The organism is Streptomyces sp. SLBN-118 (assembly GCF_006715635.1).
Classification (GTDB): domain Bacteria; phylum Actinomycetota; class Actinomycetes; order Streptomycetales; family Streptomycetaceae; genus Streptomyces.
Genome location: NZ_VFNP01000001.1, coordinates 2,308,987 through 2,324,480, shown reverse-complemented (window position 1 = coordinate 2,324,480; position 15,494 = coordinate 2,308,987). Strand labels below are relative to the sequence as shown.

Here is a 15,494-nt window from a genome sequence, read left to right as displayed (position 1 = left end):
CAGGAGTGCGAGCATGGCCCGTATGGCTACACATCTGATCACAGGGGCGGGCTCCGGCATCGGCGCGGCCGTCGCGCGCCGCCTGCACGCGCGCGGGGACGAGCTGATCCTTCTGGCGCGCGACGCGGGCCGCGCCAAGGAGCTCGCCGCTCACTACGAGGGCGCCCGTACCCTCGTCGCCGACCTCGCCGACCCCGACCGCATCTCCAAGTCGCTCGGCATGCAGCCCATGCCGGAGCGTCTGGACTCCCTTCTGCACATCGCGGGCATCGTCGACCTCGGCCCGATCGCGGAGCTGCGCCCCAAGACCTGGCACCAGCAGCTCAACGCCAATCTGGTCTCGCCCGCCGAGCTGACCAGGCTTTTCCTGCCGCACCTACGGGCCGTCAAGGGCCAGGTGGTCTTCGTCAACTCCGGCGCCGGCCTCAACGCCCATGCGGAATGGGGCGCTTACGCCGCCTCCAAGCACGGCCTCAAGGCGCTCGCAGACTCCCTGCGCCACGAGGAGCACGGCAACGGCGTCCGCGTGACCTCGGTCTACCCGGGCCGCACCGCGAGCCCGATGCAGGCCAAGGTGCACTCGCAGGAGGGCAAGGAGTACGACGCGTCCCGCTGGATCGACCCGGAGTCCGTCGCGACGACGATCATCACGGCGATCGACCTGCCGCGCGACGCCGAGATCAACGACGTGACGGTGCGGCCCGGGCGATGAACGCATTCCCATGGGGCCCCGCGACCGGGGTCGGATCCATGCCCGGCGGGGACGCCCGCGAAGCCGCGAAGACCGTCGCCGGATCCTTCGAGGACTTTCCGCATCTGCCCGAACTACCCGCCCGCGGGCCCGGAGCCGACATGATCGGGCGGACCATCGGGCTGCTCGTCGAGATGTACGCGCATGTCGAGCCGAGCGGCTGGCGGTTCAGCGACCGGCCGGGACGCGACACCCGCCGGGCCCGCTCCTGGCTCGGCGAGGATCTTGACGCGCTGGAGGAGCACACCCAGGGCTACGAGGGGCCGCTCAAGGTCCAGGCGGTGGGGCCGTGGACGCTCGCCGCCGCGCTGGAGCTGCGCAACGGCGAGGCGTCGCTGGGTGATCCGGGCGCCGTCCGGGACCTCGCGGCCTCGCTCGCCGAAGGGCTGCGCTCGCATCTGGCGGATGTACACCGCCGCGTGCCCGGCGCCCGCGTGGTGCTCCAGCTCGACGAGCCCTCGCTGACCGCCGTACTGCGAGGACAGGTCAGGACCGCCAGCGGGTATCGCACCCACAGGGCGGTGGACCGCCAGCTCGTCGAGGGCACGCTGCGGGAGGTGATCGGGGTGAGCGACGAGCCCGTCACGATCCACTCGTGCGCGCCGGAGGTGCCGTTCGCGCTGCTGCGCCGGGCAGGGGCCGGGGGTGTCTCGTTCGATGTCGGTCTGCTCACCGAGCGTGAGGAGGAACAGATCGGTGAGGCCGTCGAAGGAGGTACGCAGCTGTTCGCGGGTGTGGTGCCCTCCAGCGATGCTCCATTGTCAGACCCTGCCGGTAGCGTCATGGGTGTCAGGACGTTGTGGCGCAGGTTGGGGCTGAGTCCGGGGACTCTGAGCGAGTCCGTGGTGATCACCCCGGCATGCGGGCTCGCGGGCGCCTCACCGGCGTACGCACGCGCGGCGCTCGCCCACTGCGTCCGGGCCGCGAGATCGCTCGCAGACAACCCTGAGTAACGGGAGGACGACACGGTGGCTGTCGAACAGCAAGGGTCCGTGCCCGCCGAGGCACGGGAGAAGCATGCCCGGCTGGCTGAGCAGGTCGAGGGGCACCGCTTCCGGTATTACGTGAAGGACAGCCCCGTCATCAGCGACGGCGAGTTCGACAAGCTGCTGCGCGAGCTGGAGGCGCTGGAGGAGCAGTACTCCGAGCTGCGCACGCCCGACTCGCCGACCCAGAAGGTCGCGGGGCAGTACGAGACGGAGCTGGCGAAGGTCGAGCACCGCGAGCGGATGCTCTCCCTGGACAATGCCTTCGACGAGGAGGAACTGGCCTCCTGGGCCGAGCGCGTCGCGCGCGAGGTCGGCTCGTCCGACTACCGCTTCCTGTGCGAGCTCAAGGTGGACGGCCTCGCCGTGAACCTCACGTACGAGAAGGGCAGACTCACGCGCGCGGCGACCCGCGGCGACGGTCGCGTCGGCGAGGACATCACTCCCAATGTCCGTACCATCGCGGACATTCCGGACCGACTGCACGGCGACCATGTCCCGGATCTCGTGGAGATCCGCGGCGAGGTCTTCTTCCCGATGGACAAGTTCCAGGAGCTCAACGCCCGGCGGGTGGAGGCCGGTGAGCAGCCGTACGCCAACCCGCGCAACTCCGCGTCCGGTTCGCTGCGCCAGAAGGACCCGAAGGTCACCGCGACCCTTCCGCTGCACATGGTGGTGCACGGCATCGGCGCGCGTGAGGGCTTCGGCATCGACCGCCTCTCCCAGGCCTACGACCTGCTGCGTGCCTGGGGCCTGCCCACCGCCAAGCACTACAAGGTCGTGGACTCGCTCGAAGGCGTGCGGAAGTTCATCGCCTACTACGGCGAGAACCGGCACTCCATGGAGCACGAGATCGACGGAGTGGTCGTCAAACTCGACGAGATCCCGCTCCAGGGGCGTCTCGGCTCCACCTCGCGGGCGCCTCGCTGGGCGATCGCGTGGAAATACGCCCCGGAGGAGGTCAACACCAAGCTGGTCAACATCCGGGTGGGCGTCGGCCGCACCGGCCGCGTCACGCCGTACGCCCAGGTGGAGCCGGTCACGGTCGCGGGCTCCGAGGTCGAGTTCGCCACCCTGCACAACCAGGACGTGGTCAAGGCCAAGGGCGTGCTGATCGGCGACACGGTGGTGCTGCGCAAGGCGGGCGACGTCATTCCGGAGATCCTCGGCCCGGTCGTGGATCTGCGGGACGGCACCGAGCGGGAGTTCGTGATGCCCTCCGAGTGCCCGGAGTGCGGCACCCCGCTGCGCCCCATGAAGGAGGGCGACGTCGATCTGCGCTGCCCCAACGCCCGTTCCTGCCCGGCCCAGTTGCGTGAACGTCTCTTCTATCTCGCCGGGCGCAAGTCGCTGGACATCGAGAACTTCGGCTATGTGGCGGCGGCGGCGCTCACCAAGCCGCTGGAGCCCGCGCAGCCGCCTCTGAGCGACGAGGGCGATCTCTTCGACCTCGCCGTCGAGCAGCTGCTGCCCATCAAGGCGTATGTCCTGGACCAGGACAGTGGACTGCCCAAGCGCGATCCGAAGACCGGTGAGGAGAAGGTCGTCACGGTCTTCGCCAACCAGCTGGGCGAGCCGAAGAAGAACGCCCTGGCGATGCTGGAGAACATCCAGGCCGCCAAGGAGCGCCCGCTGGCCCGGATCATCACCGGTCTGTCGATCCGTCATGTCGGCCCGGTCGCGGCCGAGGCCCTGGCCCGCGAGTTCCGGTCGATCGAGCGGATCGAGCAGGCCGATGAGGCGGAGCTCGCGGCCGTCGACGGCGTGGGACCGACCATCGCCGCCTCCCTCAAGCAGTGGTTCGAGGAGGACTGGCACCGCGAGATCCTGCGCAAGTGGCGGGCGGCGGGCGTCCGTACGGAGGAAGAGGGCGCGGGCGAGGAACAGGGCCCGCGGCCGCTGGACGGACTCACCGTCGTCGTCACGGGCACCCTCGCCGACTACACCAGGGATGGCGCAAAAGAAGCCCTCCAGAGCCGCGGCGCGAAAGTGGCCGGTTCTGTTTCGAAGAAAACGAGCTTCGTGGTCGTCGGCGACAACCCCGGTTCCAAGTATGACAAGGCAATGCAGCTGAAGGTGCCGGTGCTGGACGAGGAGGGCTTCGCCGTACTCCTTGAACAGGGCCCGGACGCGGCACGTGAGGCCGCTGTGCCTCCCGAGGCGTGACGGAGGGGGCGTGCGCGGGGCTTGGGAGGGGCTCGTCAAGGGGCCAAGAGGGGGCGCACGGGGCGGGAATCGGACGCCGGATTCAGCCTCCGAACGACCGGTACAGGTCACCCGTTCAGCGCATACCAGATGGATAAGGGTGGCCAGGTCTCATTCGGGCAAGAGCTGTAGAGCGCTGCCCGTCCGAGCCTTCTGCGGCCTACTGTTGAGACGTGCGCCTGTCGTGCACGGCTGCGTGGTGGGATTTCAGTCGTGGTGGCATGACAACGGGAGCCATCGCGAGGCATCGGCACCGCCGGCTGTGAGAGGGACGGGAATGAAACCGACCGAGAGCGCCGCCACGGTCTCACGGCCGCGTGGATTCGCGGCCCTTGCGGGCATGACGCCGGGACTGCCCGTCGCCGCCGTCGTATGCGCCGCCGCACTGCTCGCCTTCGGAGTCTTCAGCACGCTGGGGGAGGGCCTTGCGCTGTTCCCCGGTTCCACCGCGGGCTGGTCGCTCGCCGTCCTCACCGGGATCATCGTCGGCCATCTCGTCGCGCTCGGCCGCGACCGCTGGTGGGGCGGCACCGGTTCCGGTGCCGCACTCACGCTCGCCGTCCTGCTCCTGTTCGGCTGGGTGCCTGCCGGACTGGTCAGCCTCGCCGTCGTCGCGCTGGTCGCCGCCGCCCGCAGAAACCGCTGGCGCCAGGGCGTATTGCACGGCTCCGTGGACATCCTCGGGATCGGCGCCGCCGCTCTCGTTCTTGCGGTGTTCGGGGTGGAGCCGAGCGTCGAGGCGCCCTGGACGCCACTCGAATGGGGCATCGAGGCCGCCCCGGAAGTGATTCTCGCGGCCACCGCCTATCTCGTGGTGACCCGGCTGCTCCTGTGGTATGTCCTCGCCCCCCAGGGGGGCGGTCTGCCCACCGCCGCCCGTACGGCCCTGCTGCGGCAGGGCCTTGTTGCGGTCGCCCTGCTCGGCATCGCCCCGCTGATCTGTGTCGTCGCCGTCGCCCTGCCGCTGCTGCTGCCCTTGTTCGCCGTACCGCTGATCGCCCTCGATTCCACGCTGTGGATCGCCCGGGCCAGAGCAGAGGAGCAGTTGCGCGACCCCCTGACGGGTCTGCCGAACCGTCAGTGGCTCCTGGAACGGACCTGGTCCGCCCTCGCGGACGCCGAGGGCAGCGGTGCCCGCTCGGCTCTCGTGCTGATCGATCTCGACCGCTTTCGTTCCGTCAATGACACACTCGGCCATCTCGCGGGGGACCGGCTGTTGCTCCAGATCGCCGACCGGCTCAGGCTCGCCCTGCCCCGCGGTGCCGAGGCGGCCCGGCTCGGCGGCGACGAGTTCGCCGTACTGCTCCCGACCGCCGACTCCGCCACCAGCGCCCAGCGCGTCGCCCGTCACCTCGTCGCCGAGCTGTCCTCGCCGCTCGATCTCGACGGGCTCACCCTCGTCCTGGAGGCCAGCGCGGGCGTCGCCGTCTTCCCCGAGCACGCACTGGACGCGGAAGGGCTGCTGCGGCGCGCGGACGTCGCGATGTACCAGGCGAAGCGGGACCGCACGGGCGTGGAGGTGTATGAGTCCAAGCGGGACAGCAACACTCCTGACCGGCTCGGCCTGCTGGGCGATCTGCGCCGTGCGCTGGACGCCGGTGACGTGGAGCTGCACTACCAGCCCAAGGTCCGCTTCGACGGCCATGTCGCCGGACTGGAGGCGCTGGTCCGCTGGGTCCACCCGGAGCGCGGCCGGGTCCCCCCGGACGAGTTCATCGCGATCGCCGAGTCCTCGGGCCTGATGCCGCATCTGACGGAGTACGTGCTGGACACGGCCCTCGGGCAGGTCGCCAAGTGGCGTGCCCAGGGGCTCGACGTGCCGGTGGCCGTGAATGTCTCGCCGCGCGACGTCCACACCCCCGGATTCGCCGGATCCGTCGCCGCCCGCCTCGCCCGCCACGGCGTCCCGGCCGGCTCCCTCCAACTGGAGATCACGGAGCACGTCCTCCTGGAGGACCCCCAGCGCGCCGCCGACACGCTCGCCGGGCTCACCGAGCACGGCGTGAAGATGTCCCTGGACGACTTCGGCACCGGCTACTCCTCCCTCGTGCATCTGCGCAAGCTCCCGGTCAGCGAGCTCAAGATCGACCGCTCCTTCGTGGCCCGGCTCGCCGTCGACAACGAGGACGCCGCGATCGTCCGCTGCACCGTCGACCTCGCCCACTCGCTGGGCCTGCTCGTCGTCGCCGAGGGCGTCGAGGACGACGAGACCTGGGAGCGGCTGCGCGATCTGGGCTGCGACGCCGTCCAGGGGTGGCTGGTCGCGGCCGCGATGCCGCCGCAGGAGGCCACGGCGTGGCTGCGGGCGCGCGGCGAGCGCGGCTGGCACCGGGCCGCGGAACTGCCCGCCGCCACGGCGGACGCGACGCGGCCTCCCGCCAGCCCGACCAGTGAGCCCTCCGGCCAGGTCGTTCCCTGATTCGGCAGGGTCCCGGGAGACGCCGGAGCAAGGCCCGGGAGGTCCCGGCCGCACACCGTTTCGTGGGCAGTGGACCGTGCCCCATAGGATTGAGCTCAAAACCACACACTCACCCCTGAGGATCGCTGCATGCCTGGCATTACGCGCGAGGAGGTCGCCCACCTCGCCCGGCTGGCGCGTCTGGAGCTGAAGGACGAAGAGCTCGACCACTTCGCCGGACAGCTCGACGACATCATCGGCGCGGTCGCCCGCGTCTCCGAGGTCGCCGACCAAGACGTACCCCCGACCTCCCACCCGCTGCCGCTGACCAATGTCATGCGCGCGGACGAGGTTCGTCCGTCGCTCACCCCCGAGCAGGCGCTCTCCGGCGCCCCTGCCCAGGAGCAGCAGCGTTTCAAGGTGCCGCAGATCCTGGGGGAGGACTAATCACCATGACGGACACCAACGTCACCATCATCAGGCTCACCGCCGCAGAGATCGCCGCGAAGATCGCTTCCGGCGAGCTCACGGCCGTCGAGGTCACCGAGGCGCACCTGGCCAGGATCGAGGCCGTCGACGAGAAGGTGCACGCCTTCCTGCACGTCGACCGTGAGGGAGCGCTCGCGCAGGCCCGCGCCGTCGACGCCAAGCGCGAGGCGGGCGAGAAGCTCGGCGCGCTGGCCGGTGTGCCGCTCGCGCTGAAGGACATCTTCACCACCGAGGGCATCCCGACCACCGTCGGTTCCAAGATCCTCGAGGGCTGGATCCCGCCGTACGACGCGACGGTGACCAAGAAGCTCAAGGCAGCGGACGTCGTCATCCTCGGCAAGACCAACATGGACGAGTTCGCCATGGGGTCCTCCACCGAGAACAGCGCATACGGCCCGACCGGCAACCCCTGGGACCTCACCCGTATCCCCGGCGGTTCCGGCGGCGGGTCGAGCGCGGCCCTCGCCTCGTACGAGGCACCGCTCGCCATCGGCACGGACACCGGCGGCTCCATCCGCCAGCCCGCCGCCGTCACCGGCACGGTCGGCGTCAAGCCCACCTACGGCGGCGTCTCCCGCTTCGGCATGGTCGCCTTCTCCTCCTCCCTCGACCAGGGCGGCCCCTGCGCCCGTACGGTCCTGGACGCGGCCCTGCTGCACGAGGTCATCGCCGGTCACGACCCGCTGGACTCGACGTCCATCGACGCCCCGGTCCCGCCGGTCGTCGAGGCCGCGAAGAACGGCTCGGTCGCGGGGATGCGCGTCGGCGTCGTCAAGCAGTTCCGCGGCGAGGGCTACCAGGCCGGTGTCGTCCAGCGCTTCGACGAGTCCGTGGAGCTGCTGCGCGGTCTTGGCGCCACGATCGTCGAGCTGGACTGCCCGTCCTTCGACCTCGGGCTCTCCGCGTACTACCTGATCGCGCCGTCCGAGTGCTCCTCCAACCTGGCCCGCTTCGACGCCATGCGCTACGGCTTGCGGGTCGGCGACGACGGCACGAAGTCGGCCGAGGAGGTCACCGCGCTCACCCGCGAGGCCGGCTTCGGTGACGAGGTCAAGCGCCGCATCATGCTCGGTACGTACGCGCTCAGCTCCGGCTACTACGACGCGTACTACGGCTCCGCGCAGAAGGTGCGCACGCTCATCACCCGGGACTTCGAGAAGGCCTTCGAGCAGGTCGACGTGATCGTCTCGCCGACCACGCCCACCACCGCCTTCCCGATCGGCGAGCGCGCCGACGACCCGATGGCGATGTACCTCGCGGACCTGTGCACCATCCCGACCAACCTGGCCGGCAACGCCGCGATGTCGCTGCCCTGCGGTCTCGCGCCGGAGGACGGACTGCCGGTCGGACTGCAGATCATCGCCCCCGCCATGAAGGACGACCGGCTGTACAAGGTCGGCGCGGCCGTCGAGGCGGCCTTCGTGGAAAAGTGGGGCCACCCGCTGCTCGAGGAGGCTCCGTCGCTGTGAGTAAGGCACTGACCAAGGCCAAGGGCTTCAAGAAGTCCAAGACCGGTACGTATCTGTCGATCGGAACCACCGCCTTCGGCGCGATCAGCGTCGCCAAGCAGGCCAAGAAGGCCCGCAACGAGGGCGACATGCTCCGGCTGATCGACGCCGCCGTATCCGCTGCCGCCATCGTCACCGGCCTGGCCCTGCTCTACCGCGAGCTCAGGCGCCTGGGCGACGACGACGTCCTGCTGGGCTGAGAGGGAAAGTTTCACCGTGACCGTCACTGAACTGGTGTCGTACGAGGACGCCCTCGCTGCCTACGACCCCGTCATGGGCCTCGAGGTCCATGTCGAACTCGGCACCAAGACCAAGATGTTCTGCGGCTGCTCGACCGAGCTGGGCGCCGAGCCCAACTCGCAGACCTGCCCGACCTGTCTCGGCATGCCCGGCTCGCTCCCCGTCGTCAACGCGATCGGCGTCGAGTCGGCCGTCAAGATCGGCCTCGCGCTGAACTGCGAGATCGCCGAGTGGTGCCGCTTCGCCCGGAAGAACTACTTCTATCCGGACATGCCGAAGAACTTCCAGACCTCGCAGTACGACGAGCCGATCGCCTTCGACGGCTATCTGGACGTCCAGCTGGAGGACGGGGAGGTCTTCCGCGTACAGATCGAGCGCGCCCACATGGAGGAGGACACCGGCAAGTCGACGCACGTCGGCGGCGCCACCGGCCGTATCCACGGCGCGTCCCACTCCCTGCTGGACTACAACCGCGCCGGCATCCCCCTGATCGAGATCGTCACCAAGCCGATCGAGGGCGCGGGCGAGCGCGCGCCGGAGGTCGCCAAGGCGTACGTCGCCGAACTGCGCGAACTCATCAAGGCGCTCGGTGTCTCCGAGGCCCGCATGGAGCAGGGCCAGATGCGCTGCGACGTGAACCTTTCGCTGCGGCCGCGGGGTGCCGAGAAGTTCGGCACGCGCTCCGAGACGAAGAACGTCAACTCGCTGCGGTCGGTCGAGCGTGCGGCACGGTTCGAGATCCAGCGCCACGCGGCGGTGCTCTCGTCCGGCGGCACGATCATCCAGGAGACCCGCCACTTCCACGAGGACGACGGCTCCACGACGTCCGGCCGCGTGAAGGAGGAGGCGGAGGACTACCGGTACTTCCCGGAGCCCGACCTCGTCCCCGTCGCGCCTGCGCGCGCGTGGGTCGAGGAGCTTCGCGCCACGCTGCCCGAACTCCCGCGGGTGCGGCGCAACCGCCTGCGCGAGGAGTGGGGCATCTCCGAGCACGACATGCAGTCGATCCTCAACGCGGGTGCGGTCGACCTGATCGCCGCCACGATCGACGCGGGTGCGGATGCCGCGGCCGCGCGCAAGTGGTGGATGGGCGGGCTCGCCCGCCGCTCCAACGAGGAGGGCGTCGAGCTGTCCTCGCTGCCCATCACCCCGGCCCAGGTGGCCCGGGTGGCGGCGCTGGTCGCGTCCGGCGACCTCAATGACAAGCTGGCCCGCCAGGTCATCGAGGGTGTGCTCGCGGGCGAGGGCGGCCCGGACGACGTCGTCGAGAAGCGCGGCCTCAAGGTCGTCTCGGACGAGGGCGCGCTCGGCGCGGCCGTCGACGAGGCGATCGCGGGCAACGCGGCGATCGCCGACAAGATCCGCGGCGGCAAGGTCGCGGCGGTTGGCGCGCTGGTCGGCGCGGTCATGAAGACGACCCGCGGCCAGGCGGACGCGGCGCGCGTCAAGGAGCTGATCCTTCAGAAGCTCGGCGTCGAGGGCTGACGCTCGCGCAACGAGAGGCGGTTCGCACCTGCGGGTGCGGGCCGCCTCCGGCGTTCCACCGGGGCGCTGGTGGATGGGACGGTGGATCCGGGGCGCGGGACACGGCGTGCCGGGTGCCGGGGCTCCTGGCGTCGGGGCTCGGGCAACCCGGGCGCCCCGGACGACGCCTTCCGCCGCGGCGCCGGAGTCCCGAGGCGAGCTGTTCAAGTGGCCCTCGCACGACGACCCGGTGCCGGGTGGGGCCTGCTGCTCAGTGGCGTATGCCAAGGCCCGGGAGCCACAGCTCGCCGCGGTCCTTGCAGCTGACGTCCCTCGCGCGCAGTTCCTCCGGCTCCTTGGTGCCCCGTGCCCGCAGTTCCGTGATCGCCAGGCGGGCCACCGCCGCCACCTCCGGGCGCTCCGGCTCGGGGAAGTCCGTCTGCCACCAGCCACGGTCGAGGGACTGCCAGCCGCGTGAGCGCATCAGCCCGGCCCGCTCCTGGCTGTCCTCGCCGTCGCGGTCGTCGACGGAGACATGCAGCCCGTCCTCCAGCGCGTACGAGATCTGAAGCTGCCGGCCGCGGTCCGCCCCGCTGGTCACGCTGAAGCTCGCCCAGTCGCCGCCGACCTGCACCGAAAGCTGCTCGACCCAGGCCATGAGCAGCAACTCCAGCGCGCTCTGGAAGTGTTCGAGGCTGGAGGCCATGCTCCCGCGCGGCCGCTCGACGGGCCGAAGGCCCGGCCCGCTCCGGTCCAACTGCCAGACGTACGGCAGGAAGGCGAAGTCGTGCGGTTCGTCCGCCGACCAGGTGCCGCCCCATTCGAAGGTGCGCCGTTCGTCGTTCTCCAGGGTGTCCGTGTCGTGGACCGACAGGTGCGCGAGGCGGCGATTGCCCGCGAGGAGCACCACCCTTCTGCAGTCGCGCCAGCGGATGCTGGGGCCTTCCGCCGAGCCGCCGTAGAGCGTGGGCTCGCCGATCCGGGCCACGATCGCGGCGTACACCTCCCGGAAGGCCTCCCGCCGGTCCCGCAGCGAGGCCCCCGGTTCGTACGCCAGCACCGGAACCGGGGCTTGGCCGAAGTACGGGTCAGGTGTGTCATGGAGCGTCAGGGCGAAGTCCGCGGCGTCGCCGGGCCAAACGATCGGCTGGTTGGTCCCCGTGTTTTCCATGTCACCCATCGTGCCAGCCGCCGCCGACAACGCCTGCCGCACGGATGGGGATTTACGGCCGCGGAACAGCACGGGTACACCGGGCGTACAGTCTCGGGACGGCTGGGGGCAGGTAATTGCCGGTAACTCCCCCCGGCCATCCCCGGTTTGGACTCTTGCGACGGACACTTGGACGTTCACCGCTGCGCCGTCCACGGGACTTCCTCACGCCATCCGGCTTCACTGCGTTCCGGGCGGTTATCAGCGGCATCAGACCAAGGACGCCTACCGCTTCACGATCACCGGGCCGAACGGCTTCCGCCGTGAGTTCGCGGGCGGAGCGGGCGGCACGGCCGAGGTCTCCTCCTCGATCGACCACCGCGACCGTGATCTCCACCTCACGCTGCGCAACGAGGGCAGCAAGCCGGTCACCTTCACCCTCCGGCCGCCGGCCTACGTCGACGAGGCCGACCTCACGGACTGGACCCGCACGGTCACGGTGAAGCCGGGGCGCAGCCGCAGCGTCGTCCACTCGGCGGCCGACGCGCACGGCTGGTACGACATCGAGGTGACCGCCGACCGCGAATCCGGCTTCCGCCGCCGTCTGATGGGTCACATCGAAAACGGGGAAGCGAGCGTCTCGGGCTGGCGGCTGGGGCACAAAAGAGCAGGTGAACAGGGGTCCGGAGGGCTGACCTCGGGCCCCTGGTGCTGCTGTGAGGAAGCACACGAAAGGGACAAAGAATCACGTTCTACTGCGAGAGTGTCTCTTCGTAGGTTTCGTTGGTCATGAGTTCTTTGCGGGCTGTTCCCGATCAAAGATCCACGAACCACCCAGGGAGCAAGTCCGTTGGCAGCAATCGCCCGCTGGTGCGTCACGCACCGACTCACAGCCGTAGTCCTGTGGCTGCTGGCTTTCGTCGGCGTCGCAGCCGCCGCCGGCGTCGCGGGCACCGCCTACTCCAACGACTACGAGGTCCCGGGCACCGAGTCCGGCCGTGCGACCGCCCTCCTGCAGGAAGGCTTCCACGGCCAGGGCGGGGACAGCGACACCATCGTCTGGCACATGGACACCGGCAGCGTCCGCGCCGCCGGCGTACGGCAGCCCGTCTCCCAGATGCTCGACAAGGTCGCCAAGCTCGACGGGGTCGCCTCCGTCACCAGCCCCTACGCCACCGAAGGCATCGGCCAGACCAGCGCGGACGGGCACACCGCCTACGCCACCGTCACCTTCGACCAGCAGGCCGACGCCATCCCCGAGGCGCAGGCCGAAGCGGTCGTCGCCACCGCGAAGGCGGCCGAGACGGGCGGGCTCGAGGTCGAGCTCGGCGGAAGCGCCATCGCGCTCACCGAGGCGTCCACAGCCCATGTGGCCGAGATCGTCGGCGTGGCCGTCGCCGCGGTCGTCCTCTTCCTCGCCTTCGGCTCGCTCGCCGCCAGCCTGCTCCCCATAGCCACCGCGCTCGTCTCGGTCGGCACCGCCTTTGCGGGCATCGTCCTGCTCGGGCATGTGATGAGCGTCGCCGACTTCGCCCCTATGCTCGGCATGCTGGTCGGGCTCGGCGTCGGCATCGACTACGCGCTGTTCATCGTGACCAGACACCGCAAGGGCCTGCGGCGCGGACTGCCGGTGGCCCAGGCCGCCCGCGAGGCCGTCGCCACCACCGGCCGCGCGGTCGTCTTCGCGGGCGCCACCGTCTGCATCGCCCTGCTCGGCATGCTCATCCTGCGGCTCAGCTTCCTCAACGGCGTCGCGATTGCGGCCTGTCTGACCGTCGTCCTCACCGTGGCCGCTTCGGTGACTCTGCTGCCCGCACTGCTGTCGTTCATCGGTATGCGGGCCCTCAGCAGGCGCGAACGGCGCCGACTGGACGAACACGGCCCTGAGCCCGAGCTGCCGACCGGCTTCGCCGCCCGCTGGTCCGCCTTCGTCGAACGCCACCCGAAGCTGCTCGGGGCCGTCGCCGCGGTGGTCATGCTCGTGCTCGCCCTGCCGACGTTCTCGCTCCAGCTCGGCACCTCCGACCAGGGCAACGGCGCCGCCACCTCCACCACCCGCCAGGCGTACGACCGGCTCGCCGAAGGCTTCGGCCCCGGTGTCAACGGCCCCCTCACCGTGGTCGCCCATCTCGACGGCGCCGACGACCGGCTGGCGATGGACAAGCTGCCCGGCACCCTGCGAGGCGCCAAGGGCATCGAGTCCGTCGGCGCGACGACGTACAACGGCAGCGGTGACACGGCGGTGCTCACCGTCGTACCGGAATCGGCGCCCCAGTCGAAGGCGACCAGCGAGCTCGTCGACCGGCTGCGCGACGACCTCCTGCCCACCGCGGCGGACGGCTCTTCGCTGCAGGTCCACGTCGGCGGGGTGACGGCGAGCTACGACGACTTCGCCGAGATCATCATCGGCAAGCTCCCGCTCTTCGTCGGTGTCGTCATCGTCCTCGGCTGTCTGCTTCTGTTGCTGGCCTTCCGTTCGATCGGCATCCCGCTCAAGGCCGCCCTGATGAATGTGGCCGCCGTCGCCTCGTCCTTCGGGATCGTCGTCGCGATCTTCCAGTGGGGCTGGGGCAGTGAGCTGCTCGGGCTCGGGCGGGCGGGCCCCATCGAGCCCTTCCTTCCGGTGATCATGGTCTCGGTGCTCTTCGGACTGTCGATGGACTACCAGGTCTTCCTGGTGAGCCGGATGTACGAGGAGTGGCTGGAGACCGGCGACAACCGCCGGGCCGTACGGGTCGGCCTCGCCGAGACCAGCCGGGTGATCAACTCCGCGGCCGTGATCATGATTTCGGTCTTCCTCGCCTTCGTGCTCAGCGGCGACCGGGTCATCGCGATGTTCGGCATAGCACTCGCGGCCGCGGTCGCGCTGGACGCGTTCGTGCTGCGTACGCTCCTGGTCCCTGCCCTGATGCACATGCTGGGCGGGGCGAACTGGTGGCTGCCGCGCTGGCTCGACCGCAGGCTGCCGCGCATCAGCATCGAGGCGCCCGAGCGCCCTGTGCATGCGAAGATCCCTGGGCAGCGCGCGAGCGAGGACACCCAGCTCGTGCCATAGAGGCGTAAACGGGCCGGAGGAAGACGATGTTCGCGATATCCCTGGGCGACGACGGAGCGGAACTGCGCCCCCTGGAGCCCTGGCAGGCCGAGGAGTTCCTGGCCCACATCGATCGCGGGCGGGAATTCATCGGCCGGTACATAGGACTCGCGGCCGCCGCGGCCGACATCGATTCGGCGCGCGGTTTCCTCCAGTCGTACGCCGAGAAGCAGGCCGCCGACACAGGGCGGATCTACGGGATCTGGCTGGACGGGACGCTCGTCGGCGGGGTCCTCTTCCGAGTCTTCGACACCGCCCTCGAGTACTGCGAGGCCGGCTGCTGGCTGGAGCCCTCGGCGGCGGGCCGCGGTCTGGTCACCCGGGCCGTACGGGTGCTGATCGACTGGGCGGTCCAGGAGCGGGGGATGCACCGCGTCGAGTGGATGGCGGCGGCCGGGAACACGGCGAGCCTCAAGGTGGCGCAGCGGCTGGGGATGACCCGCGACGGGGTGCTGCGGGAGGCCTATCCGTACCGGGGCGTACGGCACGACATGGAGGTCTGGTCGGTGCTCGCGCCTCAATGGCGCAGCCTGCGGGCGAGGGATGCGGCCTCCGCTCGATAGACGGGCGCCGGGTCGTTAAGGGGACTCTCAGACAGGCCGCCTAGCGTGCGGCGCATGAACCCCACCGATACCGAAAAGACCACCGAGCAGGCCGAAGCGACCACCGCGGCCGCGCTGAAGGACGAGGGCGCCGACGCGGCCGCCGAGCCGGTCGGGACCGACGCGGCCGCGGTGTCGGCCGACGCCCTTGACGACGGGACCGACGACGCAGAGGAGACTCCGCGCACGTCTGGCATCGGGGCCTCCGCCGCGGCCGTCGTGGCCGCCGGACTCGGCGTTGTCGCGCTCAGCGGCAGCTGGGTCGGGAAGGTCGCCTCCGAGCGCCAGACCCTGATTGGCCAGATCAAGACCTCGCAGGGCGGCACCCCCGCCCAGCAGATCGCCGCGGTCTACGGCGATGCCTGGCACACCACGGCCCTGGTCAACGGCATCTTCGCGCTGCTCGCCCTGATCGTCGGTGCGGCCGTGCTCGCCCTGCCCCAGAAGGCCGGCTGGGTGCGTGCTTTCGCCGTCGCCGGAGTCGCCCTCGGCGTCCTTGGAATGATCGTCTCCGCCGGCATGTACTTCGACCTCCTCCTGTCCTTGCCCACCACCGGCTCCTAAGGGCTGTCCCGCAATACCCGCCGGGCGCGCGACGACAGCTACG

The 15,494-nt window shown here is 70.3% G+C and carries 12 protein-coding genes and 1 pseudogene; 12 read left to right on the top strand and 1 reads right to left on the bottom strand.

Annotated elements, in window-relative coordinates; translation table 11 throughout:
• Window positions 1–13 precede the first annotated feature (13 nt).
• The 8 genes from FBY35_RS10360 (at window position 14) to gatB (ending at window position 10,062) form a co-directional block, all read left to right on the top strand.
• Window positions 14–712, top strand: coding sequence for an SDR family oxidoreductase (locus FBY35_RS10360; protein WP_142213507.1), 699 nt, complete (start codon window positions 14–16; stop codon window positions 710–712).
• Window positions 709–1,704 carry a methionine synthase gene (locus FBY35_RS10355; RefSeq protein WP_142213506.1) on the top strand — a complete coding sequence of 332 codons (996 nt, stop codon included), beginning with the start codon at window positions 709–711 and terminating at the stop codon, window positions 1,702–1,704. Before FBY35_RS10360 ends, FBY35_RS10355 begins: the two co-directional genes overlap by 4 nt.
• Window positions 1,705–1,719: 15 nt before the next feature.
• Entirely contained in the window at window positions 1,720–3,903 is a 2,184-nt protein-coding gene (gene ligA / locus FBY35_RS10350) for an NAD-dependent DNA ligase LigA (RefSeq protein WP_142213505.1), read from the top strand.
• A gap of 316 nt (window positions 3,904–4,219) precedes the next feature.
• Window positions 4,220–6,361: a bifunctional diguanylate cyclase/phosphodiesterase gene (locus FBY35_RS10345; protein ID WP_142213504.1), complete on the top strand. Its 2,142-nt coding sequence runs from the start codon at window positions 4,220–4,222 to the stop codon at window positions 6,359–6,361.
• 129 nt (window positions 6,362–6,490) lie between these two features.
• On the top strand, window positions 6,491–6,787 hold the full coding sequence (gene gatC, locus FBY35_RS10340; protein WP_016642027.1) for an Asp-tRNA(Asn)/Glu-tRNA(Gln) amidotransferase subunit GatC: 297 nt from the start codon (window positions 6,491–6,493) through the stop codon (window positions 6,785–6,787).
• A gap of 5 nt (window positions 6,788–6,792) precedes the next feature.
• Entirely contained in the window at window positions 6,793–8,298 is a 1,506-nt protein-coding gene (gene gatA / locus FBY35_RS10335) for an Asp-tRNA(Asn)/Glu-tRNA(Gln) amidotransferase subunit GatA (protein WP_142213503.1), read from the top strand.
• Window positions 8,295–8,537 (top strand): hypothetical protein, encoded by a 243-nt coding sequence (locus FBY35_RS10330; protein ID WP_142213502.1) that lies wholly within the window; start codon window positions 8,295–8,297, stop codon window positions 8,535–8,537. Before gatA ends, FBY35_RS10330 begins: the two co-directional genes overlap by 4 nt.
• A gap of 16 nt (window positions 8,538–8,553) precedes the next feature.
• Entirely contained in the window at window positions 8,554–10,062 is a 1,509-nt protein-coding gene (gene gatB / locus FBY35_RS10325) for an Asp-tRNA(Asn)/Glu-tRNA(Gln) amidotransferase subunit GatB (protein ID WP_142213501.1), read from the top strand.
• 250 nt (window positions 10,063–10,312) lie between these two features.
• Here the strand turns inward: gatB and FBY35_RS10320 are convergent, their stop codons facing one another.
• Window positions 10,313–11,212: a hypothetical protein gene (locus FBY35_RS10320; protein ID WP_142213500.1), complete on the bottom strand. Its 900-nt coding sequence runs from the start codon at window positions 11,210–11,212 to the stop codon at window positions 10,313–10,315.
• A gap of 253 nt (window positions 11,213–11,465) precedes the next feature.
• Here FBY35_RS10320 and FBY35_RS10315 point away from each other — a divergent pair.
• The 4 genes and pseudogenes from FBY35_RS10315 to FBY35_RS10300 all read left to right on the top strand — a co-directional run.
• Window positions 11,466–11,837: pseudogene (locus FBY35_RS10315) on the top strand (phospholipase domain-containing protein); the annotation flags it as partial.
• A gap of 204 nt (window positions 11,838–12,041) precedes the next feature.
• Window positions 12,042–14,246, top strand: a complete 2,205-nt coding sequence (locus FBY35_RS10310; protein ID WP_142213499.1) for an MMPL family transporter — start codon at window positions 12,042–12,044, stop codon at window positions 14,244–14,246.
• 26 nt (window positions 14,247–14,272) lie between these two features.
• A complete protein-coding gene (locus tag FBY35_RS10305; RefSeq protein WP_142213498.1) occupies window positions 14,273–14,848 on the top strand; it encodes a GNAT family N-acetyltransferase in 576 nt (191 codons plus the stop codon).
• Window positions 14,849–14,902: 54 nt separating this feature from the next.
• The gene (locus FBY35_RS10300) at window positions 14,903–15,451 is read left to right on the top strand and encodes a hypothetical protein (protein WP_260848571.1); all 549 of its coding nucleotides are present in this window, start codon (window positions 14,903–14,905) and stop codon (window positions 15,449–15,451) included.
• The last annotated feature ends 43 nt before the right edge of the window (window positions 15,452–15,494 follow it).

Coding starts and splice junctions, on each gene's coding strand:
- FBY35_RS10360 (WP_142213507.1), top strand. CDS start 14: ATGGCCCGTATGGCTACACATCTGATCACAGGGGCGGGCTCCGGCATC.
- FBY35_RS10355 (WP_142213506.1), top strand. CDS start 709: ATGAACGCATTCCCATGGGGCCCCGCGACCGGGGTCGGATCCATGCCC.
- FBY35_RS10345 (WP_142213504.1), top strand. CDS start 4,220: ATGAAACCGACCGAGAGCGCCGCCACGGTCTCACGGCCGCGTGGATTC.
- gatC (WP_016642027.1), top strand. CDS start 6,491: ATGCCTGGCATTACGCGCGAGGAGGTCGCCCACCTCGCCCGGCTGGCG.
- gatA (WP_142213503.1), top strand. CDS start 6,793: ATGACGGACACCAACGTCACCATCATCAGGCTCACCGCCGCAGAGATC.
- FBY35_RS10320 (WP_142213500.1), bottom strand. CDS start 11,212: ATGGAAAACACGGGGACCAACCAGCCGATCGTTTGGCCCGGCGACGCC.
- FBY35_RS10305 (WP_142213498.1), top strand. CDS start 14,273: ATGTTCGCGATATCCCTGGGCGACGACGGAGCGGAACTGCGCCCCCTG.
- FBY35_RS10300 (WP_260848571.1), top strand. CDS start 14,903: ATGAACCCCACCGATACCGAAAAGACCACCGAGCAGGCCGAAGCGACC.